The following is a 26056-nucleotide window of genomic DNA, read 5'->3' as shown; positions in this document are numbered from 1 at the left end:
AGAAAACTATCTCAATAATCACTTAGCAATAAAATTATAATTCAAACGGTAAAAATATCAAATATTTATACCGCAAAACAATTTAGTGATGCGAAGGTGAGGTTTTATATGACTGACAAAATCAATGATTCAAATAATTTCAATAACATTCATAATTTAAAAACAGATATAGAAAATTCTAAAGCTAACAGCTGGAACCACAATGTGGCTGTAAAGTTGATAAATGGTGATATTGCTGATGGTATAGTGCTACTTAGTGATAATAATAGCTTGAGGGCTGATAATACTCTAAAAGAATCAATAAACCAATTAATCAATGATTGGAAGAATAGTAAATTTGAGCTGCAGGATCGTTTGATAATTGCTGACCATAAAGAAGCTGAAAATATTAATCAAAACATCAGAAACTACATGAAGGAAAATGGTGCTCTGAAAGGTCCAGAATACAGCATTTTAATTTCAGGAGCCGAATCAAAAAAATATGCTAACTACATGGCTGGAGACCGAATTGTATTTCAAACAAACGATAAGGATTTACAAATACAAAACAGTGAATTTGCAACTCTAGTATCAATTGATGAAAATAAGTTTGTAGCTAAGACAGATACAGGAAACGAGGTAAGCTTTGATTTGAATAAAATAAGCTTTAAACATGGATATGCTACAACAGTTTGTAACCCACAAACAGCTGTCAAAAAAGATGTATATGTTCTTCATAATAATGGTGTAGGAATAGAAAGTTCTAACATAAGCATGATAGGGAATGCAGAGCAAGTACGGCTGTACTACAATGTGCAAGCTACAAAAAATGTTGCTAACCTAATAGAGCAGCTTAGCACAGCTAAGACAGACTCTATCAATTCAAAAGAGGAGAATAATGATGTTCAAGCAAATGAAGTAAGGCAATATCAATCTGCTCAAAACTATAGAAAAAACGATTATTATTCAAATAGCGAGGAAGAACTACAAAAATTGAGGGATGCAATAGCTTATAGAGCTGACACTATAGCTCGTGATATTCTTGGAGAGCCAAATAAGCGCCTATCTAGACACGGAAGATTACGTTGGGGAGACACTGGCAAAATACAAGTAACCACCGAGGGCAAGTACGCTGGACAATGGTATGACTTTAGTACAGGACAAAAGGGTGATTTATTATCCCTGGCTCGAAGAGAAAGAGGATACGGCTTTTTTGAGGCAAAGGAATATTTGAAAAGTATGGTTGGAATGTCTAACGTTAGACAACAGTATCCCAGATATGCTACGACTAACAACGATTCTCAACAATACACTCAAGAATCTGAAAGTGTTAAAATCGCAAAAGTTCAAAACTTTTATGAACGATCAAACAGAATACATGGTTATGAGATAGATACGAGCCCAAGCGCAGAAGTTGAAATAGTAAAAAAGTATCTTGAAAATCGTGGTATTACTTTTGACAAAAGCACCGCAAGTTCAGACTTAAAAGGAAGTATACTGTTTGATACTCAAACGAGAAAAAATTATCCAGCATTTACAGCATTTGCAAGAAATTCAAAAGGAGAAATTACCGGAGTACAGGCCGTATATCTAAATTCGGCAGGAGATAAGGCGAATATTTCAATTAACAGAAGATCTTTCGGTAAAATCAGAGGATCGTTCATAACAATCGCAAAGCGAAATGCGAATGACCCTAATATAACAATTATAGCAGAAGGCGCTGAAACAGCATTGAGCTTGCAGCAATCAGGCATTAAAGGTAATATCATTGCTAGTGCAGGAATTGCGAATTTGAGAAATTATTCACCATTTCCTGGTGAAAAAATCATCATTGCAGCAGATAATGATAGCAAAAATTCTCTAACTAATAATACTGTAATTAAAGCTGCAAAAATATTAGAAATGAAGGAAGCAATAACTTGTATAGTTAAACCACCAGAAAATGGTGATTTTAATAATCTGTTGCAAAGTTGTGGAGACCAGTCAATTAGAGACATTATAGAACCTGAAATTACTAAACTGACTAAGGCAGTTGAAACAACCAAACTTACTCAAACAGAAAATAATAGTATAGCAAAACAAAATGATATTACGAATGTTAAAGAATTGTATAATAAATCGTCATCTCTATACTACTTTAAACAAGAAGAGGAAGCTAAGGTGGAAGCAATAGTAGTTAATAAATATTCAGAAAACCATACAGGAATTTATAGTTCAAAAATCTTTAATAATTCATAATTTAAGGGCAAATATGGTTTTTGATGAAGAGACTCAAAAATCCTGGCCTGCACTCACTATTTTTGTTAAAAATGACAAAGATGAAATTACTGGAGCTAAGATATTAGCTCTGAATTCAAAAACATGTAATAAAGCTGATGTAGCTGAAAAATCTGTTGGTACAATTAGTGGGTCATTTGCTGAAATTGCTCAACAGAATTCAAAATACTCACCTGTAACAATCATTACAAAGGATATTGAAACAGCGTTAACCATTAGGCAAGCTGGAGTCGAAGGAAAAATCTTATGTGCAATTGAAGCCGAAAATTTGCAAAACTATAATCCTGGCCCAAAAGAAAAGATCATTCTAGCAGTTAAAAATGACGTAAATACTGAAAAAGCTGAAAAAGTTCTGGAGGATAAGGAAGCAGTAGTCTGTACAGTCAAAAATGACTTCAATAATGTATTAAAAACTCAAGGATTATATGCTGTTAGAAATATTATCAGCCCTGAAATAAGAAAACTTAATGAAAAAATTGAATCAATACAAACTAATATACAACCAGGATTATGTCTGAAAATTTAAAACACGATGGGCTATTTAAAGATTTAATGAATGATCCAAAAGCAGCTCTGGATTTTACAAATGATTTTTTACCAAATGAAGTTAAAAACATACTAGATTTAAGTACTATAAAAGTTGAACAAGAATCGTTTGTTGAAGCTAATTTACGCCGTAGTATGTGTGACGTGCTATTTTCAGTTAAAACAAAAAATAATAATGATGCATTTATATATGTACTTATTGAAGCAGAATTAAGATCTGATTATTGGATCGCGTTCAAATTATGGCAATACACATTATCAATATTAAAAAGGCATAAAAAAGGACTAAAAAAGCGTACAAAAGAACGTGGTAAATTACCAATTGTTGTACCAATTGTAGTATATCACGGATCTGAAAGATTTAATGCTCCAAGAACTTTATGGGAACTGTTTGATGATCCTAAATTAGCTAAAAAATTGATGGGCTCTGAATACTTATTAATCGATTGGCAAGCAATGCCAGATAGTGAAATAAAAAGAAAAGCAACTGCTGCACTAGTTCATTTTATGAAGTATATTCATAATCAACCAGATATAATAGAGTTATGGGCAAAATTTTTTGATACACTACAAGAAATAGCACAAAAAGATAAAGAAAATGGCTTTCTTTACATAAAAGCGTTATTGCATTATACTATAAGTAAGGTTAGTAAAAATGAGCAACCTAGGTTAAAACAATTACTGGATGAAAATTTATCAATTGAGGATAGAAAAAGGATTATGGGAACAATTGCTGCGCAATATATTGATGAAGGCATAGCTAAAGGCATAGCTAAAGGCAGAGCTGAAGGCAGAGCTGAAGGCAGAGCTGAAGCCGCACAAGAGCTTGCAATGAACTTATTAAAAGCTGGCTTTTCAGTTGAATTTATTTCTGAAAATACCGGATTGTCAAAAGAAGAAGTGGTTAATTTAAAAAATAACATAGAGTATTAATTTTTCGAATTAATACTCTACTAACTTAAGTTTTTTGAGCAATTTATATTCACAAACAAAAGCTGTATTTAAGTTTTGTAGCTGCATAGTTAGTTTTGTGATGGGAAAGTTACCGGCAAGCTTTACATAACATGTAAGGTCTGGTAGGTTCATAATTTCAGATGGAATAACTAAAATCTTTTTACGCTCAACATTATTCATATTTACTCCATCTCGCATAGTATTTGATCCATATGACAAGTTCTCTTGAGTTTCAATAATTTCTTGTTCACCTAGTGTTAATGCTGACTTATAAGCTGTAACCTGATCGCTAACTCGAAAAATAAATTTACTATTAAACAAATCCAGCATAGAATCACATTCAGCAGCCCCATATATTGCTTCTAATTGATGAATGTTCTGCAATCCAGCAACAAAGCAGCCTCCATACTTTCTACTTTCAGCCAAAGCAACTGGTAAAGACGAAACTTTTTGTAGAGCTGGAAGTTCATCAAGTATAAACCACATGTTTTTGTTATCATGATTAGGATTTCTACACATCAAAGCCTTGATAGCTATGCTTATCCAAGCTGAAATAAGTGGGCATAAAGTAGCTCTTTGATTTGGGTTAGCTGTGATAAATAGCCAGCCAGTTTCATTTGAGTTACTACTAAACCATTCCTTGATGCTAAAACTACCTCCAGGCTTTAAATATTGTAGCGAAGTAATATTCTTTCCAAGAGTAGATTGAATTCCTGCAGAAGTTTCGAGCGCGCTTTCGCTTATAATACCTGATACAGCTGTGTTTCTAAAAGCTTTTGCAAATTGTCTATTATCAGAGTAAATGATTGTATGAATTAGTTTTATGATATCTTTATCATCCTTATATAGCTTCAATGCTTCAGACAAGACTAATTCAGCATTTTTAGCAAAAAAGTCATCAAGTTTAGGAGTATAATTACTAAAACTACTCGCTATATCATGAAAATCAGCTGCTTCAAAACAATCATTCCAAGGCAACCATTGTTCACTATTTTTTTCAAAAGGATTAAGCAGTTTATCACATTTAGAGTCAAAAAATCTATCAATAAAAGTTCCAGTTGTGTCTACAATTATTGCTCGATCCTTATGTAATCGAATTTGTGGTAGCAGTTCGTTAAGCATATTAGTTTTACCGGTACCTGTTGTTCCAGTAATCAGAATGTGTAATCTTTCACTATTCTTTACTAATGGTAAGCCTCCAAAACGGATTTTAGAGGCCTTTTTAGCTCTTTTTAGCATTTTGGCTAAGCATTTGTATCCTACAAAATCAGCACCTCTAATTTTGGCCTTAATAATCGTTTTTTTACCTTGAGCTGTAAAGAAAACAATTGAGATTATCACACCAATAGCAAAAACAATTAATCCTTCTAACAATGCTGAATTAATTAAGAATTCCAATAATTGCTGTATTTTAAATCCATGTTGGCTTGTATAAAACTCATGCAAAAAGTCTTGAGCATTGAGGTGCATCCATTTTTTAAACCTTAAACTATAAAACTTAATGCCTATTTGATCGATATCATAAAAATGCTCACCAATTGCTAGCTTAAGCTGCACATATCTTTCAATTGCAAAATAATACAAGCTGCTCAGAAAAACTTTTTGATATAATCGACATATAATCCAGAATATCGATAATCCTAATCCAATTATAAAAACGTTGGTACTACCTTGCCCAAACATTCTTAACTTATGGGCAAATAACTGCGAGCCCCTGGTGAAATTTCCTTGATTCTGAAAATTCATCTATCTCAAGAGTATTTTTTCAATATCTGTAGTTTTTGCTCGAGTTCATTTGCTAAAGCGAAATTTTCTAATTTTTTTGCTGTTTTAAGTATTGCTTCTCCACCAGATATAAGATTAGGCATATATTTAATAGCTAAATTAAAATTCTCTTTAGCCTTTGCATACTCTTCTAATTTTACTAATGAAATTCCTTTTTCTAAATATCCTTCAGCAAAATTAGGTTTAGATTTTATAGCTATATCATAGTTTTTAATTGCTTCTTGATGTTTGCCTAATTTGGCAAAAATCGTTCCTTTTACACGATATGCTTCTACACAGTTTTTATCATATTTAATTGCTATGTTACAATTTTCTATTGCTTCTGCATCTTTATCTAATAAACCTAACACATATCCTTTATTATAGTATGCATTTACATTATTATGATCATACTTAATTGCCAAATCGAAACTTTCTATTGCTTCTGGAAATTGTCCTAAAAATATTTGCGGTATTCCTTTATTAAGGTATGCTTCTGCATAATCTAGCCTGTACTTTATAGCAAGATTATAGTTTTCGATAGCTTCTGGAAATTGGCCTAAATTCATTAAAGCTATGCCTTTGTTATAATAAGCTTCTGGATAACTAGAATTATACTTAATAGCAATATCAAAGTTTTCAATTGCTTCTTCATACTGCCCTAAGTCATTCAAAGAACCTCCTTTATTATTATAGGCTTTTGCAAAATTAGGTTTATATTTAATTGCTAGATCATAAAATATTATAGCTTCTTTATCTTTTCCTAACTTTCCATAGGATACAGCCTTGTTATTATAGGCTCCTGCAAAACTAGGATTGTATTTAATAGCTAAATCGAAATTTTCTATAGCTTCTGATAGCTTTCCCAGATCATCTAAAGCCATTCCTTTGCTATTATATGCTGACGCATAACTTGGATCATACTTAATAGCAATATCAAAATTTTCTATCGCTTCATGATATTTTTTTAGCATTAAAAAAGAACTTCCGATATTAAAATATTCTTCTGCTAGAATAGCTTTATCATGAATTAAATCCTGTTGTGTAAGTTGATTGTTTTGTTCTGCTGTAACAACTGTATTTAACAATATTAATGATAAAATAATGGTTAATCTTTTACACACGTTTTTCATATTAATTACTAATTATTTATTACCTTTTAAATTTTTTACTGCTTCTAATACATCTTGACCTGCTTTTATTGCGTCCTTACCTGTCAAAATAACTGCTTAATTAGACGTATTATCAAATTTCTTCTGTATTTCTTTAGTCTTATTCTTAATACTATCAGAAACTTGATCAAGATTCTCTACTTTTTCATTATCAGCAAAAGTTTGTTCTATATTTTGTACATGCACTACATTGCTGTTATTATGAATGTTACTAGCCTCAGCTTGTAATTGTTCAACATTTTTCTCAAAAGTATTTTGTAGATCTTCTTTAGTCGAAAAGTTACTATCATTAATATGATTATTCAAATCTTTAGGTACTTCATTGTTGATTTGAGCAACTTCAAAAGCAATTTTTTCTGCTTCAGCCGAGTGGTTTATTATCCATCTAGCTGCTTGCTCCTTGCTTCTTATTTCAGGATTTTGAGCAATAATTTCATTTAATACAAGTTCATTGATGTTACGATCAATAGTGATAGAGTTTTGAGATACATAATTCATGCTATAACTAAGTTGCTCCATTTCTTGTTTAGTTTTAGCTATTTCTTGCCCAACAGATTGTTGCTCAGATAGATTAGTACTAAGATTCTTACTTAATGACTGTAACTCACTATTTGTAGTACTAAATCTTCCTTCTTTAACTGCACTATGAATTTTTGATAATGCTTCATTATATGATTGTTGATGGCTTGCTGAGTTGCCTTGTTCATGACTTTTGTCGTTTTTTCCAGAAACCCCACCCTTGACTATTAGCATACCAGCTCCTGCTTCTACATGAATACTACTACTTTTACTGTGGCTAGTACCTGTATGATCAGTAGTAGCAATGCTACTAGAACCAACCTCCTGCAGAGCTTGGTATTCACTCTCAGTTAGGCCTATAGACAGAGCTTCATCATGAGTTAACATTCTGCCTATGTCTATGGCCATGGAGTTTCCTGTTGAAATAAGATTGGACTCTTTTTTTGTCAGTGAATCAAGATTGCTCTGTGAACGCACAAACTGGTTTTGATATCCAGATTGTAGCAGTGCAGAAGAGCGGTAGTTATCTAATAATAAATCTACGTTTTTATTTATAATTTGTCGACTATCATCCGTTGTAGTGACTTTTATACTACCATCATTGATAATAGCAGCCATATGTAATGAAGGAGCTAGGTTTTGTTGAGAAATAGTTCTATTGCCTATGCTGTAATTATCCATACTCAAGTTATTGTCGACTATATTACTTCCTAAGCTGCTAGCAACTTGTATAGGAGAGAACTGGCTGGCTAAGTTAGCTGTAGCATGAGCGCAAGCTTTTATCACTGACCAAGAAAGCATTGGTATTGATGATGCAAGCATTTGAAACGTCGCATAGCTATATAAAATCATCTCTGCAAAGCTTCCTTGCGATAGCATATTCAGACCATAATCACTACCGAAAGCTCCAGATTTACTGGATAAGCTGATCATTCCTAGACAATGGATTATTGTAAAAAATACTGGCCAGCTGCTGACCCATATTATTAATAGAATCCATGTTTTGAGTATGTTGTAACCACCAGGCAGTAAGCCCATTGGAAATACAATAAAGATCATTGAAACTACTAATGCAAAAAAAACAGATTGTAAAATAGGCATCATGTGAGCAGCCATTTCCCCAGCGACTAGATACGAAAATGATTTTTGAAAGAGCCCTCTGATTGCATGCATACTCACCAGATTAGGATAAATTCGTGATAATGAAAACTTCTCACGCCAGTCATCATATGACTCACGATTAGCATTGAGAAGCATAGCTTGCTTCATCCATTCATGAATGTCTTGTTGCTCTCTTTGTAGATATTTTAGTGTATCTCCAGTCATAACTTTTAGTCTTTGACTTAACATGTGTGATTGATCAGATTGAACTCCAATCGCAGCTGCAAAGTTTGTTAAAAGCCCTTCATTTAATTCTTTATGAATTGCTGCTTTAATCAATGGAGTAGCTTGTCTACAGCTCTTGAAACTAATGGCTAAATTACTCGGTTCGCGATAATAAATACCGAAATTATTAGGTATATTCTGCTCGATAAATCCTATGATATCATTAGTTTGTTGAGCAGCAGCTTTTTTGCCTAAGATATTACCTATGATGTAAGGCTTCATAAAGCATTGTCTAAGAAATTCCTTAGTATTAGTTAAAGTTACTGGATCATGTATTTGCACATCTCGAATCTTAGCTACAGCCTTTGCTCCAAACATAATACCAGTTTTTCTGCTTGATAGTCCTTCATAAGCCGGTAAAAGATGATTTTCCAACATTTTGGACACAAAGTAACTCGTTTGCGATGAAAGAGAAGCAAACATTGCAATACCTATCGGAATATTATCAACTTTTACTGGCGCACTCATTGATACCTCATCCTTCAGCCAAACAGTAGATTTGGGAGCAAATAATAGCGTAAAAATAAATATCGATGGAAAAAACCATTCCATAGCAAAGATGCCGATATTTCCTCTAAAAATAGCCCTAGTAGCAGCCCATATGCCACCAATAGTCAAGGCTAAGTGTCCTACTGGAGTAAAGTATTCGCTATTTGAAGCAAAGACTCTACCTATGCCGTTAAACACATGCCACAATAAGTCTCCACCACCAAATGTGTATATTACGTAATCCATTAACTTTTCTCCTTCGCTATTAAATGCTGCTCTATTAATCTAGCCCTTTTATCTATTCGATTTGCATCTGTTTGTAGGCTAGTCCATTTCTCATTTGCAAACAGTTGAACTCGATTCAATTCCTTCAAATATCTTTCTAAATGTTCATTCGAAACTTGCTTAGCACCTAGTGAAGTAACGGCTCTACGTATTTCGGTGATTACTTCCTTCAAATGCTGAACTAATGTATAGCTAGCTATTAATTCTGATGAGCTATCTAAAATTGTGACTCCAGAAATAGCTTCTAATGTAATATAATCATAAATCGGAAATATATCTCCAATCGAAGATAAAAAGGCTATTTCAGAGTCAATGAATTCAGAATTCTTATCAAACTTAATTTTTAGATTAGTCAATTGTTGTTTAGCTTTACCTGCATAAGATTTCTCTGGCAATATTGTGATATTTCATTGCAAGCTTGGATGCAAGCAACTGACATTATCACAACTGTAAATCGAGGCTGATTCTCCGCCTTTTAAATGACTAATCCAACTTTTTTCATCCTGAGCTAATGAGTCATAAAAGTGTACATTATTGTTTGTAACCACGATAGTGCCAGTCATAGACATGATTGAATCATGCATATCTGATGGTATTCCAACCTTTGCTGCTGCTTTAGTGAAGATGTTATAATCATTCTAGCATTAGCTCTGAATCCTTATTTTGTGCTTGTCGCAGAGCTTGTTTTTGAGCTAAATCATTACGACATTTTTTACTAGCAGCAAAATAATCAAATCCACTTTGTGACTGTATATCACGGCAAACAGCTTCTCTCATAGCCCAGTTTCTTGGTAAAGCTGTAGCAAATAATGCTTTTGTTAATTCACAATCTCCTTTGGCAAATTGATTCATCTCCATTGCTAGATTACGCAAGTCCTTGAGAGCGTTCTCAATCTGTGGAGCAAATGTTTTTAATCCTAATGAAAATGCATAAACTTTAGCTTGAGAACCAATGTTTTTCATTAGTTGAACTAATTCTTCTCCAGAAATAACAGAGAAGCTACCAAGATAGGCGTCAATACCGCTACAGCTCATGTTTAAAGATGGTGGAGTTATAGCAAATGGCTGAAAGGATGTTTGGCTTGTTCGAGCAGACAATCCACCAGCTGCATAATATCCAGCCGCTTGATCTTGATATGATCCAGATCTGGTGACATTAACACTCATTCCTTGAAATACGTTTTCGATATTCCAAGCCAGTGATACTGGAGCTTGTAGCAATAATAGTATTGTAATAGCATAAACTCTGATTTTGATGCTCATCTAGTCTCCAATTTATGATAATATCTATCGATTGCTAGAATATTGTCGATAATTTTATCTTCAGAAATTATGCCTCTAGCTACTGAATATATTTTTTTACCATCGCTAGCTACTAGGTATAACACAGGTACAATATGCTTAGGGTTTAGTTTATTCAGCAACTCATTATTCTTACTGACAGCTAGCAACTGAAATGCATATTTATTAGCAAAGCTCTGAACAATAGGCATAAAGGCATTACAGAGCAAGCAATCTTCTTTAACTTGTAAAATTAATTCACAGTTTTTAGCAATGTTTTTAAGTTTTGAGTCGTTTTCTTGTCCTGATTTTTCTTGATACAGTTTTCTATGTAAGCTATTAGATGGCTCATGAGCATTAATCAGTTGATAATCAAGTAGAGTAGCTAATTGCCACATAGTAGCAAACTTATGCGCCTTCTCCATGATTTGCTTCTGCAATCTTTGGGCTGTAATTACATTTTCGAGCGTTGGATTATCAAGCGCTATACGCTGAGCTCGATTAAATTGCTCCTTTAATTCCTCGATTCTATGATCATGAGCGCTCCTCATCAACTTAGAAGTAGATTCATCAAGCTCATGACCATGTTTATCATTGTACCATAAAAACCCTGTAGGCAAAGAGTTAGCAGTAGCTAATTCTACCGATAAGTAATTAAGTAGCCCTATAATTAGCATTATTGCTAATGGATTCATTATTGCATTATTTTTATATCTATCTAAAATGAAGTTTAGTCAAAGAAGAGAAGCATGATGCAATCAAAGACTGCTAAAATGCTTCAACTATAACCCATAATAGTTATTATCTTATTTGCGATAATACTAGTTACTACAAATCTAAGAACATAACAAATCAAAACAAAGCAACTAAAAATAGATGTCGTCAAATCTTAAATCATTTCATGAATACTGTCCTCTCCCAACGGTACTTTACTACGTTCTTCGTTAAGCTGTTGAAATGCTCCAAAATCATCATCATCCAATGTGTCTAATATCTGCTCAGTTATGTTGATAGGTAACTCACGCCACTTTTCCAAAAATTTATCAGCATCGGTTTTTGCTGAATCGGGTTTTAATTTTAATATCTGCTCCTTATTTTCCGCTATTATTACCAGCGAGTTATTTGCGACCTTTATTTGCCCTTCCCTCCATAATAGCCTTTTCTCTTGCAAGTGCTCTGCGATTTTATGCTGATCATGTTCAATAGCTAAAGCTAAATCTAAAACTGTATAACCGTCTTTATTTTTCAAATTAAAATTAACATTATTACTTGACAAACTCTTTATTAACTCTGTTGAGCGATATGAAATAGCTACATTACTATTCTTTCTTAGGTATTCTTCATATCTTACATGTAAATCTTTAGGATGATATAAAATAGCCAAATGTAAAGCAGTTTGACCATCATTATTTTGTATGTTTGTATCTACTCCTCTATTCAACAGCATATCTGCTGTATCTATAAATCGCTTGTCATAATCATCTAAATGACGCTCGTAAGAAAGAACAGTACTAAGAAGATTAGTAGGAAATTTTTCAAAGCTATACTTAGCAATTAAATGTAAAAGAGTTTGACCATCATTATCTTGTGAATTTATCATATTAGGATATGTATATATATCTAAATCTAACAAAAACTGTACTACATCTTTGAAGCCATTTCCAGCAGCTAAATGTATTGGAAATTTCCCACTCTTATCTTTTATATGAATATTAGCATTCCTTGTATGATAAAAATAAGTGAAATTGCAATAAAATAAAAGATTATAGCAATAGCACAAAAGAAAGCTAGTATACAGTAGCGTTCCTAAGGCTAATAGCCTGTTCTATAGATAAGTAACTAGCTTTTTTAATTAAAAACCGGACGGTATTCTTAGGCAAAAAGCCTGTATTTACAAGGTTGGTTTTGAGATATTTAACATAAAATTTGGTGATTATGAATAGTATAATTGTAGGAATTGACGTTTCTAAAGAGACATTTGATGCAGCTGTGTTAATTAATAATAAAGTTCAAACAAGAAAATTTAATAATAATTCTGAAGGGTTTAACAAATTAGTAACATGGTTAAAAAGCAGAGGAACTGGACATGTTTGTATGGAAGCAACAGGTATCTACTGGAAAAATTTAGCTAAATATCTGTACGATTATGGTTATAAAGTAAGCGTAGTAAATCCTGCCCGTATTAAAGGTTTTGCAATGAGTAAACTTAGTCGTACAAAAACAGATAAAGCAGACAGTGTATTAATAGCAGATTTTTGCAAAGCAATGAAACCGGAAGCATGGTATCCACAGCCTCTTTATATTCAAGAACTACAGCAGCTAGTTAATCGCCTGAATGTTTTAATTAAGCATAAAACACAAGAAACAAATAGATTAGAAGGAGCTTCTAAAGCAATTGCTAATAATATTCAAATGCATATTGAATTTCTTGAAACACAAATTAAAGAAATTGAACAACTAATCAATGACCATATTAAAAATAACAAAGATCTTCATAATAAGGCTATGTTACTTGAGTCAATACCAGGCATAGGAGCAAAAACACAGGCTGTAGTTCTTGCTTTTTTAGCAGATATTGAGAAATTTAGTTCTGCTAAACAAGTTGTAGCTTTTGTAGGTCTTAATCCTAAGCATCGTCAATCTGGCAGTTCCGTGCGGGGTGCTAGTAGAATCTCTAGAACTGGTAATTCAGATCTACGTAAGTCTTTTTATATGCCTGCTATGTCTGCCTTAAGACATAATTGTATTATCAAGCAATTTTCTCAACGTTTGTCTGATACTGGCAAACCCAAAATGCTTATCCTTATTGCCGCTATGCGTAAGTTATTACATATCATTTATGGTGTTTTAAAGCATAATTCTCCTTTTAATCCTAATGTTTTAATCAATCAGAAATAATAATCTTATAAAAACTTACATCTTTTTTATAAAATTATTATTTCTTTTCTTGATTCTTATCACGGTATCTATTACACAAAAACTCTACTAGATCTTTGCTGCCACTTCGAGCAGCAAAGTGTAAAAGAGTTTGACCATAATTATCTTGTAAATTAATATTAGCTACACTATTAGGCAGAATCTGCATTATTATATCATTCATACTATCATTCATACCATCGCAAGCAGCGACATGTAGAGGAGTCCTACCATCCCTATTTTGTGCATTAATATTAGCATTTTTATCCAATAAAAGATATATCATATCTACACGGTTATACCAGATAGCAACATGTAAAGGGGTGGCACCATAAACACTTTGCTCATTTGGATCAGCTCCACTATCTAACATAAGCCTCACTAGATTTATATCATCATTTCTAATAGCCGTATGTAAACCAAACCCAATACCATATAATGCATTGATAATGTCACCAGCATTATATTGTGCTAGAATCTGCTTTACCCTTTCTACATTACCCACTGCGGAGGCATAACGGAATTCAAGCAATAAATCATTATTATTCATTAGTTTTTCACCATATTTAATATACAATAATCATACACATTTTATGTATTTTATTATTATACATTAAAAAAAATTAATATAAAGTAATATACAATACAATAATTACTAATACAATTAGTAATTATTGTATCTACTACTCTGCAAGTTCAATAAGTACCTCAATAATGTTGTATTTGTTGTATACGATGAACTTTATCTTTGATTCCTGCAATAATGTCTTTGTTCATGCTGTTTTGAGCCTTAGTGAGTATATCACCAAATAGTTCATCCATATTGATTTTAGTGAAATCAACTTTTTGTAATTCCTTAACAGTAAGGCCTCTACACTTTGGACATTCAGGTGTTCCAAAGTCTATTTTTAGCTGTTTTCTTGCTTCTTCCTGAAAAATTCTAGCAAGTTTCGACTGAAAGCAGCAATAAGTAGACTTTCTAGCTAAGCAAATACCTAATATCGGAATTCTTGAAGAACAGTATGTTCCAATATAGTAGCAGTAACCTTTTTTTCTATATAGAGCTAATTCTTGTTCCTTAGATTTGCATTGCGATAAGCCTATATCACGCCCCCAGCCAGTCATTGAAGAGCAGCAATTCAAAAAACTAAATACATCTTTTTTGCATTTGCGATGTTTACCTGAAAATACAGAAACGGGATTTGTTTTAATGTCTTTGCTCATCTGATTTAGCATAGCTAGATGAGCTACTTTAGCTATATCCCTGTTTGGTATAATAGTTGGAGTATTGCAATTGCCTCCTAAACAAAAGATTGAGTTATTACGCAATGATGAGTGTAGCATTGTTTGCTTCTCAGTTGAACAGCTGTAATCGTGCTGCCATAGTAAACAAATATTTGCTACTGATTTTTGGCAAGTGCTGTTTTTTAATTCGCAATTTTGAATTTTAAGGTGTTTGCAACCATCTTTTGGATCGCTAGTACAAGAAAAAACAATCTTTTGTTTCCAATATGGACGATTGACTTTAAACTTGTCAAAAAATACTCTATCACCACCATCATAGTTGATTCTATTGACCTCATAGCATTCGTTACTTTCTGTTAATTGCTCAAGTTCAGGGTTTAAAACTTTCCAATATTCTGCTACTTCCCTTAGTTCTTGAGTCTTATCTCTGTAGTCATAGTGAAGTATACATATTTTTTCATTTACTTCTAATAAAAAATTTCTACCAATATTGTGTATAGATGCACCAAGCCTATTAGCAATAGCCCATTTCATTTGTTTTACAATTGCTTCGGGATCATCTGCTAGGCAGTATATTTGCGCATCTAATTCATCATCATAGACATCGCTACGACTATTAAGCCAATTACTATGATTCTCCTTTATTTCTTCTGTTGCAAATTCCATTTGCCGGCTTTGCCATGGAAGCCATACATTCTCTAATTTGCACTCAACGTTTAATTCTCGAATAAGTTCAATATTGAACTTACTGCCTTCAGTACAACTTTGAATGATTTCAGTATTAGTTGTACTTGTCTGAGTTACGAAATTACTGCTATCAAGGGCACTTAAAGGATCAGATTCAATTCTCATTGAATTAGCTATCATATAATTTTGATCGTTGATATTATGTTGAGTTAAGGCATTGTTTTTACTGTTTTCAGCTTGAAATAACATTGCTCCACTTTCTGTACCAAGCTGATTACGGCCATGGTAGGTTAAATCCTCATCATTATTAGGATAATTAACATTACTACCTTGATGAAATAATTCTTGTGTATTTGAAGAATTTCCAAGATTTACATTATAGTTGCTAGCTTCATTATAACTGCTTTGCATTGAAGCTAAACAACAATTGATGTTCAATATTATCAAAACTAGTACTATAAGTTGCTTCATGGAGTATTCTCATTCATAATTTCTAATGCTGTTGCTAAAGGAATATGGCCAGTTAATTTCTTGGTTAATCCTCTTTTTTCATCATCTATTACTATCACTGGTACAACATCAACCTTATATTTCTCAAACAAGCTAGGATCTATATCGAAGCTAATATCAAGCTCCATAGTTTTATTCTTTGTTTGTGTAAATGAGTTATTAATTAACCCACGCATAACTAATTGAGCTCCGACCTTTTGAGACTCAGCAAAATAGCTTTTTAAAGCCTCATCACTCATTGAAAATGAGACAAAAATAAAAGTTTTTTGCTTGTCCAAAAAAAAAGCATTAGCATTATTAACAAATAATAAAACCATCAACATCATTACTCGTATAACCATATTCCTCTCCAAGCTTTATAAATCAAAGCAAACAACAATCTCTTTTTCGCCAAATCAAGTAACCAAAATCTTCACCATTAACTGGAAATTCTCTACCAGCTTGCCATATAGCTTCTGTTTGACCTATGCTCTTGCAGGATTTTGTTTCTGGAATTGGATAAGTCATTTGTAGTCGATACTGACTTTTCTTGATAATAGGCATTGGATACTTACCACATAGGCCTTTATAACCATAATATCCCCATAACATCAGTTGCCTATGCATTTTAGCCATAAACTTACTTACCATTAATACAGATGTTCCAACTCCACCATTATGCGCTGCAGCTGTTCCAGTGAAAGGGTAAAGCATTCCTTGACATCCAGCACACCAAAAAGCATAATCGCTTGCTAATAAACCAGCGCTACAACTGATGCAATCAGCTATACATGCTTGATAAGCAGCTACATTTTGAAACAACAACGTTTCTGGATTTAAAATCGCAGATTTTGCATCGTCACTCCATAATGGATCAAACTCTGTTAAATATGCTATATCGACTGCAGCCATTTCCAGACAAATAAAATCAAGCAAAATTTCCAGCCAGTAAATCACGGGATAGACATACCAATGAATGTGGTAAAAAGCACTTCCTTCAGCCTCATCTTTCATGCCTTTTTGAGTAGCAGTTCCAAATGACAAACCTCCAAGACTTACCATACACATTGGTGACTTTGTAACGTCTACAAGGCGTACTGGCTCCCAAAATCCTACCGGAATACCAGGTATAGGCACTGGAATCCCTGGCTTAGGACAAAGACATATAAGTCTACCAGAAGCATTAGTATCAGGCATTGAACTGCTTACTACCTTAAATCCAGCTATAGTAATTGGAAACAAGCACTTCCAACATACATCTGTTATAGGATTTACAAATCTTCCAACACACCCAGCAGCTGCATAACAGTTATTAGCTGTTATAGACATTACTATCGCTAACAAAATTACCAGTTCCTTCACTCACTTTGCTTGCATTGATGAAATTTTACGAAGAAGTTTTGGATATCTATTTCCTGGAATTAAATATAAAGTTTCACCACCTGGATTTACTATCTCTTGTATTTCACCTCGTAGCGTATTATTAACTATTTTAACTAGATCTTGTTCTAATTGCTGTAATTTCCAACTTTTCATATAAAACCTTCTTTTAAGTTGAATCTAATAGTATATTGAGTTATACTGCTTACAGCATATTATGTAACTTCCAACGTGCGTTATATGCTTTTAATAGGTGCTTACTTCGCTAATTTTAAGCACAGTGTTTTCTTGCTCTATTATGGCTGGCACAGCTTGTATTTTAAACTTCATACTCAAAAAACCCAATTGATCGAAGAATACGTGCCGGCCTAATAGATTGCTAAGTTCAATAGGATTTCCATTAACTAACACTATCTTTCCTGGTCTTGATTTTGCCCAAGCGACCTGATCTTCATCATCTCCATCAATTAATATTAGTGGTTCACCCCAATTTATTATCTCTAAAGGATTTATTTTAGTTCCTCTCCTTACTATTATTATACCATTTTTTGTCTTAATGTCATCCTTTTGAACATAGGTAGAATCATATATTCGCGTTTTATTTTCAGTAGCTTTACTCAAATTTTTTACTGGAACTGGTCTCATGATTTTTTGCCTAACTTTTTCCTGAAATTCCAGCTGCATTTGATTCAACAAACCACTTTTTGATGCAGCATTAAGTTTAGCCATAATCACCTCCAGTAATGATTCCTCAATGATTGGAAAAACATGCCCTCTAGTCCCATAATCCTTAATCTCAACACCTATATCAGCATTTAATAAATTGGCTCTTATATCGCTTACTTGATAAGCAACGGCAAATAAAGCAAAGAATGTACCTATACTAATTACTGCTCCGTGCTTCATGGAATTATTTTCCGTTCTCTTATCACATAATTAATTGCCTCACTGACATTCATCCCTTTAGCCATGTGATCTTCTATTGCTTGATAATCTCTAGCATTCGTTGAAGTTAACAGCAGAGTAAACGGATCAATCATTAATCTGCCTATAACACCTGAAACATTAGGGCTATAAATAGCTATTTCACTATAATACGGAGGATTTGAATGTACAGATTGCAGTAAATTCAGCTTCCAATCCTCATCAACAAACCCTGCAAGCTTATGGTTAGCTCTCATTGCCTTAAACGATTCAGAATTTTGCTTCAAAATTATCTTATGCGATGAGTTCTCAAACGCCTTTTCAGACGCAGAACCCTCTTGACGAAAGTAATCCGTGAGTTGCTGAGTTGCTAAAGCAATCGATCCATTATATTTTCGAGCTATTCGACCTGCTTCTTCAATAAACTCTCCTGAACGCTTTCCAGCTAATAGCTTCCAAGCTTCATCTATCATAATTAAAAATGGTCTACTTCTATCTCCCTTAACCATTGTTTGATTAATATGAACAATCATAATCTGTACAATCACAGCTAATAGCTCTGGTACAGAGCGTAGATGATCAGTTTCAATTACCACAATATCAGAGTTTAGAGATAATTGCGCCTTACCGCTAAAAAATCTTCCATGTTGACCATCTTTAGTAAAAGGAAAGAGCATATTTCCAAGCTCTTTAGCATATGATTCTTCTCTATTTGATAACCAGTCTGCAATATCCGTGATTTCAGCTTTAGCTCCCTTTTTTTGCCAGACTGATATCAAAGCCCTCTGTAGCATTGGTTGTTGTAAATCGCTTGTTCCATACTGTGGAGCAGCCATAGTAGCTAAAATGGATGGAAAGTTAGATAAAAAATCCGATCTAGCTTCTATAGACTTTGCGCTGTCATCCTCTGGCACCTCTGAAAATGGATTAATTGATACAGGATTTTTCATGTCGAATTCTATGTATCTACCACCTAGAATCAAGCATGTACGCTTAAACGATCTTCCGTAATCAAGAACAAAAACTTTACCACCAACTCCTAGAACAGATAGCATTAATTCTTGCATGAAAACAGATTTTCCAGAGCCTGGAACTCCAGCTATACAAAGGTTAAAGTTCTCATTTGGAGCTGCTGCATTCTTATTTAATGCAGGTAATAAAGCTCCACCAAAAGGAGACCAGTACATTATTTGACCTCGTCTTCCAGCTAGCAACATACCTGGAGAACTTAAATCACCTTTCCATTCACCGATTATTGGCAATAATACTTTGCTCTCTACAGAAACAGTTTTTATGCCTCTACCTAAGCTAGAAAGAGCTACTCCAACTCCTGATGTTTTATTTTGACCCAATATACCTTTTGGGCCTTGCTCAACTAACTGCATTGGTAGCGCAGCTAGTAACACGGCTACATGATCATATTTGCATGGTACAAAATACCATCCACTGCGTCTTAACATCGAACAAAAGGCCGATGCAGATTGCTTAGCCTTTTTTGTTTTATCAAACATAATAACGTTGAAGTGAATATTAACAACTCTATCACCACTCTGTAGAGCAGCTACTACATCAGCTAAATCAGCAGTTTCTTGTTGTATGTCATGAAAAAAATTTGCCCATTCCTGCATTAATATTTCTTTCTAGTGCCTCTCTTTTGGTTATAGCAGCAGTTCTTTCCATAGCTTGATTTGGTAAAATTTGCAGACCAAAATGAATCAGGAAATTTGATTTTATATATTCATCACGACGCATTTCATTACCTAAAAACAGATCCATAGCAGATAATTTCCACTCTGCAGGCCTATTTCTTGCTTCTAGACTGATAAATATTTGATCATCATTTACATTTACACAATCATCATTCTCAAATAACGAGAAATCTCCACTTAGAATTTGTTCAGACAATATTTCATACTGGTTAATATTTGAATGTTCTTCTTCAGGCCAGCCAAATATTACTCTCAGAAACTTTAATAATTGCTGTGCATTCACATTTTCAGTGCTTAATCCAATTGACCTGAACGTATCTTTCAAAGCATCTCGTCTGCGAATCATATCATCTATATTTGCATTTAAATTAGGTATAGTTACTGAAATCAACAATACTACATCCTTTATAGAACCTACTTTTTGAGCTTGATCACGCAAAAACTCTGTTCTTTTATTTGCTAACTCAATAAATATCTATCCTTTACGATATGACTGCCAGTTGCTTAAAAAATTCTCTATATTATTACTACCAATCATCAAGACTTGCAGGCTACTTTCAGCAGGTAAATTTTCATCGCTTTTCAGAAATTCAGCAATTTCATTTTGAGCCGAAACACTAGCTTCAGCCAATGGGCATGCAAGCAATACAAAGCCTATTGAACCACGATTAAAGAATAGCTGAGTCTCATCATCATACGATTCATAGACAAAGTGTTTAGAAAATCTTTCTCGATCAAAATCCTTATGTATGCTTGCGTTCACCTTGACTCTGTTTTGATTTAAATAAATTAATAAGATATTTTTTTGGTTTTTTCGGAGACTTGTTAACAACATCTACGCCTTGAACTGCTTTAGCTTGCCTGTAGCATAGAATACAACGTCTTTTTGATTTAATTTTTGATGTTTCAACTTTCTCAAGATTATCAATATCAAAAGCGCCTTGAGCAACCATATTCTTTATTTCGTATAAAGACTTACATTTTAGCCCTTTAGGAATTTTACAATCAAAATTACTTTCGAAAAAGAAGCTGGTTAGGCTCATACAGCCCAATAGCAATAATAAAAACTTCATTATAAATGCTCCTCTAACTTTTGTGATTGATCGAATTTATTATGCAAATTAACTTTTTCATTGCCAGTTGATGGTGAATAAGTTGAATTATGTGGCTTCTTCTTGTGCTCGCATAAGTCAAAACCTTTTTTAAATACAACATCTATGACTCTACCTGAGGCAACAACAATGACTGGGCTCATGGAATCAGCTCGCTTTATAGCAAAATCAGCCAGCTTATCAAAAGCATTGCTAGCTCCAGAGTAAGCTCCAGACTGAAGTGCATCTCCAATCTGAAACTCTTGTTGTTGACCTCCAGCTACTAGGTTTAAAGTTGGTGTCATATCAGGTTTAATAGCCTTAGTCTGAAGAAATTTAGCTATACTGCTAAATACTCCATTTAATGCAGCCATGCCTGCTATGTTAGACGATTTATCCACCACGATTCCTTTAATTCCAGAACGTCCGTCTTCGCCTATCAACCATCCTTCCACCTTTTTCTCAATAATATCTCCTTGGTTATTGACTACTGAAAGAGTTTCGATGCGACATTTAGCTCTCTCTGAGGACATCTCTCAGTTATAGGATCCAATTAAAATTGCCTTTTTGATTTGATCAGTTTTATATTTATCATAAAGAATTGCTGTATCAAGCAACTGCAGAACAATTGGTTCTGGTGATGAAGAGCTGTTTGTTCCTGTGCCTACAACGACTTCAATAAGTAGGACAGCTCTAGCAGAACTACCGCTAGTAACATAGTTCTCAACATTTTTTTTGCTCAGATTCAGCTCTCCTAAGATTTACATAAGGCTTTACTACTACAGGAGCTTGCTCTGTTTTGTTATCATGTGGTGAATTTAAAATATGATGATTAAGATCAGAACTAAATTCATCACTATCATTATTATATAGACTCTGCTTAGGCTGATTCTCCAATATCTCAAGTTTTTGGTTAAAATTATTAATTTGGGCTGTAATTTCTAAATATCTGCTTTCTGTTACATTTTCAAATCTATCTTTTAATGTTTTGACTTCATTAAGTATTTCCTCTGTCCATTTCGCTCTCAAATCTACAGCTTGTTCTATTCCAGAAATCGCTTCTCTTGACTCACGATTTTCAATAAAAATTATAGATTCTTTCGTTTTACCACTTTCAGATAAAAAAAATGAAACAACCATTATTGTGATGCTTATAAAAGTTAAGGCAATTACTGGCTTTCTACGAATGATATTTGTTAATTCTGATAACTTGCTATTAGACCTAACACCAGATTCAGCCTTTGGTTTATCATTTAGCTCTAAATCTTCTTCTTTTGTATTATTATTGTCTGAATTGTCCTGTTCCACTATTCCTCCGCTTTTTGAATGTTAATGTTTCTACCTTATCAATTAATTTTCATACCACTGGCAATTCACTAGGTAAAAGCCTAAAATAACACCAATTGCTACCATTACTCCTGCAAGCTTTATATTCCCTCGTGCTACAGCCCAAATCGATGATAAAATAGTTGCGCTTGATATACCTATTGTTTTTAGCTTTCCACTAAAAAGTCCGTCTATTTTATTAAGCTGTCCTTCAAGAGTATCAGCTAATGCTGGCTCAAAAGAAAAAACACAAGCAGTAATTATAATAATTAACAGCCCTACAACTACATTATTCCACTGTATTCTAAATGTAGGGTTTAGCATATTTAGTCGAGATTTTTGATATATGAACATTGTTATTGCTTATTAGTAAATTTTGCATTATTCTCCTAGTGCTAGTGAATTCCACATTGAATGAAATTTTACTTTGAAGCGAGTTTCAGATACCCTACCAGAACTTCAAGTCTTTGAAGTAAAAACTAGCATTTTAAGCCAGTTTTATTTTTCCTTAGTATTTCTACTTTGTTTTTTAGAAGGTTTTGCTGTTAATTCTTTTGTATTAAGGTCATTACTGAACAAATTGTTATTGTTTTGTTTTGAATTATCCTTTTCCTCTATTTTTGTAGCAGCATTAACAAGCATTATAGGGCTTGGAGTTTTTGGAGTAAAAGTTAACATTAAATCTTGAATTGTTTTATATTTTCCTATTACCATTAAATAAACTTTGTTTTCTTCTGCTCGTGGAGCAATAAACAAACATCCAGACTCATGAACTATACCTTCAACTGTGTTTTGAGGGTACATAAGAATATCATTAATTTTTTCATCTTTAAGATTAATTCTTGTTGGCCCACTATCAGAAATCTCAAGCTTTAGTAAATTGTCAGCTTCTAACTCATATTCTACTGCATATATATTATTAACGTTTACCAAAGCAATAAACCCTATGATAAATCTCAAAATTCTAATACTCATTTTTTTATTCCATTCTCTTTAACACCAGTCAACAATAAAAGGTAATTAGGAGTTCGCTTGTAAGTCAAAAGGTAAGTCTTATCGACAGCTATATGTTTACTATCGCTAAACCAATAACGAAGCGTTCTACTAATTAATACTCCATTCATTTATCACTTCAACCTTCTTTAGAAAAAAAGACTGAAGACACATTTGAGCCTTTAACAAATTGCAAATGATCATGAAAAAATTTATTTAAAGATTCAGTATTACTGAATACCACTTTCATGTCTGCTATTTGTCTTTCTACCTCATTTGGAGAAGTAGCAAATAAGAATTTCATCACATAAATTGCCCATTCCTTTAAATAGGTTTCATGGTAATTTTTTGATGAAATCGTCATTTTACGATCAGGCTCCATTGCTGGAATTAACAACCACTTTTCTTCTTTGGTAATTGCAGCCATTATCGCAATTATATTAGCTGCAGCTAGCAATATAGTTACTGAAAGTAAGCATTTATTATATTTAACCAGCTCTTGTATAGCATTTTGCTTAAAGAGATGATTCATTATTTGCCAACTTTTTTGCCCAACAGTCTTGAATATCCTAATGGAGCTGGCAATAAACCTTTAGCTACTAAAAAACTTTTTAGCAAAAAATTCTCCGATACCTTCTTAAATTTCTTAAAGCAATAACATAGAGCAATTCCTCCAACCATAAATGCTAGGCCTAATTTAGCATGCCTGCTGTTTAGTAGTACAATTCCTGGAGCTACTCCAGCTAGCACTACTCCCCATTCATCAATGCTCAAACCCATATACTTCAACGGCCTCGATAATGCCCAACATAATTTTTGATTTTGCATAATAACCTTCAGCCTCAATTTTAGCATGAGATTTCTCATTCTGCTACTATAATGTTTAAATTAACTAAATATCTTCAAACGCAGATTTTACCTGTGATAATTAGTTTTCATATATGCATTTCTTCTCATGCTAAGTTTCATGTTATTTCAGTATTTATTTCAAATATCAATTTTTGAACAGTCGCTTATCATTTGTGTTACCTTAGACATATATTGCCTTACTGGCTCTAAACTAACTTTGGTATAAATACTCGTTGATTTTATGTCACTATGATTCAATGCTGCGCTAATTATATACTGACCTGCGCCTTCATCTGCCATACAACTTGCAAACGTCCTTCTTAGATCGTGTATCCTTAAATTTTTTATGCCTGCCTTTTTACAAGTCTTATACCATCCTCTATAAGGATATTCCAAGTGCCCGCTTTGGCTTTTATCAGTTGATAGCACCCATTTACTTTTAGATGTTAATTTCCTTGCTTGCAATATTTCTATTATCTCATCTGTTAATGGTATATTTTGCGCCTTTCCATTCTTAGTTTTTGGTATATGCCATATTTTTCTTACAAAATCTATATTGTCCCATTCCATCTCCAACACATTAGTTTTTCTAGCTCCAGTATATAACGCTAGTAATGCAAAATCTCTTATCAATGGAGTTGCTTCTTCACATAATACGTGTAAAAATTTACTCATTTCATCGTAACTTAGACGTCTTTCTCTTGCTTGCATTTTATGTTTATCTATTTTTAGTGTAGGATTTCTGTCTATTAATTCCAATTTTATTGCCTTATTAAATATACTGCTTAAGGTTATTAGAAATTGATTTGCTGTCGCATATTTTCCATCTTTGCTGATATCATTGAATATTTGTTCAATATCATTACTTTTAATATCACTTATCTTTTTTAAAAATAACGGTTTCGCATAATTATATATTCTTGCAGTATCTTTCTGCCAGTATATAGTATATATTTTGGCATACTCTTCAATATACTTATAACACAGCTCTTTGAATGTAATATCTTGTCTTGCTTTTAGACGTTTCTCATCTTCTGCTATCTGTTGTTGACGTTTTTCTTCTCTTGGATCTATTCCTTTCGCCATTAATCTCTTTAATTCTCTTGCTTTTTTTCTAGCTTCTTTAATAGATAAATCTGGAAATACCCCTATCGTCATTTTTATCCCTTCTTTTCTAAATTTTTTTTCAAAAGACCATGTTTTTCTTCCTGACGGTGATATTCTTAGTTGAAGTCCTGGTTCAATTTTATCCTTGATGGTTGATGTTCTTTCAGTCGGAATTTTTATTTTTCTTATTAACTTATCTGTTAACTTTAATGTTAATATTATTGATTCCATAATTACTCCACATATTGAATTGTTATATTAATTTATATTACAATTACCTAGACAAGGTATCTATATTATTCTCTTTATTTGAATAAAATTTTTATACTAATTTATTTATAACATACCTGACTTCCAAACCGCTTTATCAATCTTAGGTTGGTATATATTTTTCATCCATCATCTTAACCTTTAGGTTGAAAATTGGCCCCCAATTTCCTGAATTTTTTTCTACCTATTTTCTACCTTTCGCCTTAATTTTTTTGTTATATTGACAAATATTCCAAATATATTTATAGTTAAAGTTGAAGATTAATTATAAATATTAATAAAAGTTAACATAAGTTAATAGTAGGTTATATAAAGTGTAGAAGTTAATAAAAATTAACACTTTTTCTTCTTTATATTTGATATATCTTTGCAGCTTTATTATTAGGCAATGTTTTAACTATAACGCTTGCTACTATAT

21 protein-coding genes and 4 pseudogenes are annotated in these 26056 nt (G+C 33.0%); 4 read left to right on the top strand and 21 right to left on the bottom strand.

Features of this window, described 5'->3' with window-relative positions:
- Positions 1–108: 108 nt before the first annotated feature.
- The 3 genes from DK405_RS15570 to DK405_RS00915 are packed head-to-tail and all read left to right on the top strand — an operon-like array spanning position 109 to position 3735.
- Positions 109–2217 carry a toprim domain-containing protein gene (locus DK405_RS15570; protein ID WP_064613402.1) on the top strand — a complete coding sequence of 703 codons (2109 nt, stop codon included), beginning with the start codon at positions 109–111 and terminating at the stop codon, positions 2215–2217.
- Between the two features lie 13 nt (positions 2218–2230).
- Positions 2231–2782, top strand: a complete 552-nt coding sequence (locus DK405_RS15565) for a hypothetical protein (RefSeq protein ID WP_064613404.1) — start codon at positions 2231–2233, stop codon at positions 2780–2782.
- Complete coding sequence (locus tag DK405_RS00915; RefSeq protein WP_064613406.1) at positions 2767–3735, top strand: Rpn family recombination-promoting nuclease/putative transposase; 969 nt, start codon at positions 2767–2769, stop codon at positions 3733–3735. Before DK405_RS15565 ends, DK405_RS00915 begins: the two co-directional genes overlap by 16 nt.
- Before the next feature lie 9 nt (positions 3736–3744).
- Here DK405_RS00915 and DK405_RS00910 read toward each other — a convergent pair whose 3' ends face one another.
- The 6 genes and pseudogenes from DK405_RS00910 to DK405_RS00885 all read right to left on the bottom strand — a co-directional run bounded on the left by DK405_RS00910 (position 3745) and on the right by DK405_RS00885 (position 12432).
- Positions 3745–5502 carry a type IV secretion system DNA-binding domain-containing protein gene (locus tag DK405_RS00910; protein WP_064613408.1) on the bottom strand — a complete coding sequence of 586 codons (1758 nt, stop codon included), beginning with the start codon at positions 5500–5502 and terminating at the stop codon, positions 3745–3747.
- A gap of 5 nt (positions 5503–5507) precedes the next feature.
- Positions 5508–6653 (bottom strand): tetratricopeptide repeat protein, encoded by a 1146-nt coding sequence (locus DK405_RS00905; protein ID WP_045912977.1) that lies wholly within the window; start codon positions 6651–6653, stop codon positions 5508–5510.
- Between the two features lie 96 nt (positions 6654–6749).
- The gene (locus DK405_RS00900) at positions 6750–9332 is read right to left on the bottom strand and encodes a conjugal transfer protein TraG N-terminal domain-containing protein (RefSeq protein WP_109510550.1); all 2583 of its coding nucleotides are present in this window, start codon (positions 9330–9332) and stop codon (positions 6750–6752) included.
- Positions 9332–10634 (bottom strand): annotated as a pseudogene (locus DK405_RS00895) (conjugal transfer protein TraH). The gene DK405_RS00900 and the pseudogene DK405_RS00895 overlap by 1 nt, the downstream one beginning before the upstream one ends.
- Positions 10631–11329, bottom strand: coding sequence for a conjugal transfer protein TraF (locus tag DK405_RS00890; RefSeq protein ID WP_410522048.1), 699 nt, complete (start codon positions 11327–11329; stop codon positions 10631–10633). The pseudogene DK405_RS00895 and the gene DK405_RS00890 overlap by 4 nt, the downstream one beginning before the upstream one ends.
- 212 nt (positions 11330–11541) lie before the next feature.
- Positions 11542–12432 carry an ankyrin repeat domain-containing protein gene (locus DK405_RS00885; protein WP_162562997.1) on the bottom strand — a complete coding sequence of 297 codons (891 nt, stop codon included), beginning with the start codon at positions 12430–12432 and terminating at the stop codon, positions 11542–11544.
- Between the two features lie 149 nt (positions 12433–12581).
- Between DK405_RS00885 and DK405_RS00880 the strand changes: the two genes are divergently transcribed.
- Complete coding sequence (locus DK405_RS00880; protein WP_012460827.1) at positions 12582–13550, top strand: IS110-like element ISOt5 family transposase; 969 nt, start codon at positions 12582–12584, stop codon at positions 13548–13550.
- 37 nt (positions 13551–13587) lie between these two features.
- Here the strand turns inward: DK405_RS00880 and DK405_RS00875 are convergent, their stop codons facing one another.
- From DK405_RS00875 to DK405_RS00805, 15 genes and pseudogenes are all read right to left on the bottom strand, one after another.
- Complete coding sequence (locus DK405_RS00875; RefSeq protein ID WP_109510547.1) at positions 13588–14118, bottom strand: ankyrin repeat domain-containing protein; 531 nt, start codon at positions 14116–14118, stop codon at positions 13588–13590.
- 158 nt (positions 14119–14276) lie between these two features.
- On the bottom strand, positions 14277–15971 hold the full coding sequence (gene traN / locus DK405_RS00870; RefSeq protein ID WP_109510546.1) for a conjugal transfer protein TraN: 1695 nt from the start codon (positions 15969–15971) through the stop codon (positions 14277–14279).
- Positions 15968–16351, bottom strand: a complete 384-nt coding sequence (gene trbC / locus DK405_RS00865) for a type-F conjugative transfer system pilin assembly protein TrbC (RefSeq protein WP_064612696.1) — start codon at positions 16349–16351, stop codon at positions 15968–15970. The genes traN and trbC overlap by 4 nt, the downstream gene beginning before the upstream one ends.
- 22 nt (positions 16352–16373) lie before the next feature.
- Positions 16374–17351 (bottom strand): conjugal transfer pilus assembly protein TraU, encoded by a 978-nt coding sequence (gene traU / locus DK405_RS00860; RefSeq protein WP_174197559.1) that lies wholly within the window; start codon positions 17349–17351, stop codon positions 16374–16376.
- Positions 17352–17525, bottom strand: coding sequence for a hypothetical protein (locus DK405_RS12965; protein WP_174190469.1), 174 nt, complete (start codon positions 17523–17525; stop codon positions 17352–17354). It abuts the gene before it with no gap.
- A 90-nt stretch (positions 17526–17615) separates the two neighbouring features.
- A complete protein-coding gene (traW, locus tag DK405_RS00855) occupies positions 17616–18275 on the bottom strand; it encodes a type-F conjugative transfer system protein TraW (RefSeq protein WP_109510545.1) in 660 nt (219 codons plus the stop codon).
- Positions 18272–20765 (bottom strand): annotated as a pseudogene (locus tag DK405_RS00850) (TraC family protein). The gene traW and the pseudogene DK405_RS00850 overlap by 4 nt, the downstream one beginning before the upstream one ends.
- Positions 20746–21075: a conjugal transfer protein gene (locus DK405_RS00845; RefSeq protein WP_109510544.1), complete on the bottom strand. Its 330-nt coding sequence runs from the start codon at positions 21073–21075 to the stop codon at positions 20746–20748. The pseudogene DK405_RS00850 and the gene DK405_RS00845 overlap by 20 nt, the downstream one beginning before the upstream one ends.
- Positions 21075–21626: a TraB/VirB10 family protein gene (locus DK405_RS00840; protein WP_109510543.1), complete on the bottom strand. Its 552-nt coding sequence runs from the start codon at positions 21624–21626 to the stop codon at positions 21075–21077. Before DK405_RS00840 ends, DK405_RS00845 begins: the two co-directional genes overlap by 1 nt.
- Before the next feature lie 190 nt (positions 21627–21816).
- Entirely contained in the window at positions 21817–22401 is a 585-nt protein-coding gene (locus DK405_RS13540; RefSeq protein ID WP_064613217.1) for a hypothetical protein, read from the bottom strand.
- A gap of 38 nt (positions 22402–22439) precedes the next feature.
- Positions 22440–22773: pseudogene (locus DK405_RS00825) on the bottom strand (hypothetical protein).
- Positions 22774–22917: 144 nt separating this feature from the next.
- A complete protein-coding gene (locus DK405_RS00820; RefSeq protein WP_064613219.1) occupies positions 22918–23394 on the bottom strand; it encodes a hypothetical protein in 477 nt (158 codons plus the stop codon).
- Positions 23391–23944 (bottom strand): annotated as a pseudogene (locus tag DK405_RS00815) (TraE/TraK family type IV conjugative transfer system protein). Before DK405_RS00815 ends, DK405_RS00820 begins: the two are co-directional and overlap by 4 nt.
- Positions 23944–24279, bottom strand: coding sequence for a hypothetical protein (locus DK405_RS00810; protein WP_012460929.1), 336 nt, complete (start codon positions 24277–24279; stop codon positions 23944–23946). Before DK405_RS00810 ends, DK405_RS00815 begins: the two are co-directional and overlap by 1 nt.
- A gap of 120 nt (positions 24280–24399) precedes the next feature.
- Positions 24400–25599 carry a tyrosine-type recombinase/integrase gene (locus tag DK405_RS00805; RefSeq protein ID WP_081420677.1) on the bottom strand — a complete coding sequence of 400 codons (1200 nt, stop codon included), beginning with the start codon at positions 25597–25599 and terminating at the stop codon, positions 24400–24402.
- Between the last annotated feature and the right edge of the window lie 457 nt (positions 25600–26056).

It is taken from the genome of Orientia tsutsugamushi, assembly GCF_900327275.1.
Classification (GTDB): domain Bacteria; phylum Pseudomonadota; class Alphaproteobacteria; order Rickettsiales; family Rickettsiaceae; genus Orientia; species Orientia tsutsugamushi.
Note: the sequence above shows the minus strand (reverse complement) of the source record. Positions and strands in the feature narration are given on the sequence as shown.

Bases quoted from the DNA above. Each gene is read 5' to 3' on its own strand.
- DK405_RS00915 (WP_064613406.1), top strand. From the start codon at position 2,767: ATGTCTGAAAATTTAAAACACGATGGGCTATTTAAAGATTTAATGAAT.
- DK405_RS00875 (WP_109510547.1), bottom strand. From the start codon at position 14,118: ATGAATAATAATGATTTATTGCTTGAATTCCGTTATGCCTCCGCAGTG.
- DK405_RS15570 (WP_064613402.1), top strand. From the start codon at position 109: ATGACTGACAAAATCAATGATTCAAATAATTTCAATAACATTCATAAT.
- DK405_RS00810 (WP_012460929.1), bottom strand. From the start codon at position 24,279: ATGAGAAATCTCATGCTAAAATTGAGGCTGAAGGTTATTATGCAAAAT.
- DK405_RS00805 (WP_081420677.1), bottom strand. From the start codon at position 25,599: ATGGAATCAATAATATTAACATTAAAGTTAACAGATAAGTTAATAAGA.
- DK405_RS00905 (WP_045912977.1), bottom strand. From the start codon at position 6,653: ATGAAAAACGTGTGTAAAAGATTAACCATTATTTTATCATTAATATTG.
- DK405_RS12965 (WP_174190469.1), bottom strand. From the start codon at position 17,525: ATGAAAAGTTGGAAATTACAGCAATTAGAACAAGATCTAGTTAAAATA.
- traW (WP_109510545.1), bottom strand. From the start codon at position 18,275: ATGAAGCACGGAGCAGTAATTAGTATAGGTACATTCTTTGCTTTATTT.
- DK405_RS00890 (WP_410522048.1), bottom strand. From the start codon at position 11,329: ATGCTAATTATAGGGCTACTTAATTACTTATCGGTAGAATTAGCTACT.
- trbC (WP_064612696.1), bottom strand. From the start codon at position 16,351: ATGGTTATACGAGTAATGATGTTGATGGTTTTATTATTTGTTAATAAT.
- traN (WP_109510546.1), bottom strand. From the start codon at position 15,971: ATGAAGCAACTTATAGTACTAGTTTTGATAATATTGAACATCAATTGT.
- DK405_RS00910 (WP_064613408.1), bottom strand. From the start codon at position 5,502: ATGAATTTTCAGAATCAAGGAAATTTCACCAGGGGCTCGCAGTTATTT.
- DK405_RS00845 (WP_109510544.1), bottom strand. From the start codon at position 21,075: ATGAAGTTTTTATTATTGCTATTGGGCTGTATGAGCCTAACCAGCTTC.
- DK405_RS00820 (WP_064613219.1), bottom strand. From the start codon at position 23,394: ATGAGTATTAGAATTTTGAGATTTATCATAGGGTTTATTGCTTTGGTA.
- DK405_RS00900 (WP_109510550.1), bottom strand. From the start codon at position 9,332: ATGGATTACGTAATATACACATTTGGTGGTGGAGACTTATTGTGGCAT.
- DK405_RS15565 (WP_064613404.1), top strand. From the start codon at position 2,231: ATGGTTTTTGATGAAGAGACTCAAAAATCCTGGCCTGCACTCACTATT.
- DK405_RS00840 (WP_109510543.1), bottom strand. From the start codon at position 21,626: ATGTCCTCAGAGAGAGCTAAATGTCGCATCGAAACTCTTTCAGTAGTC.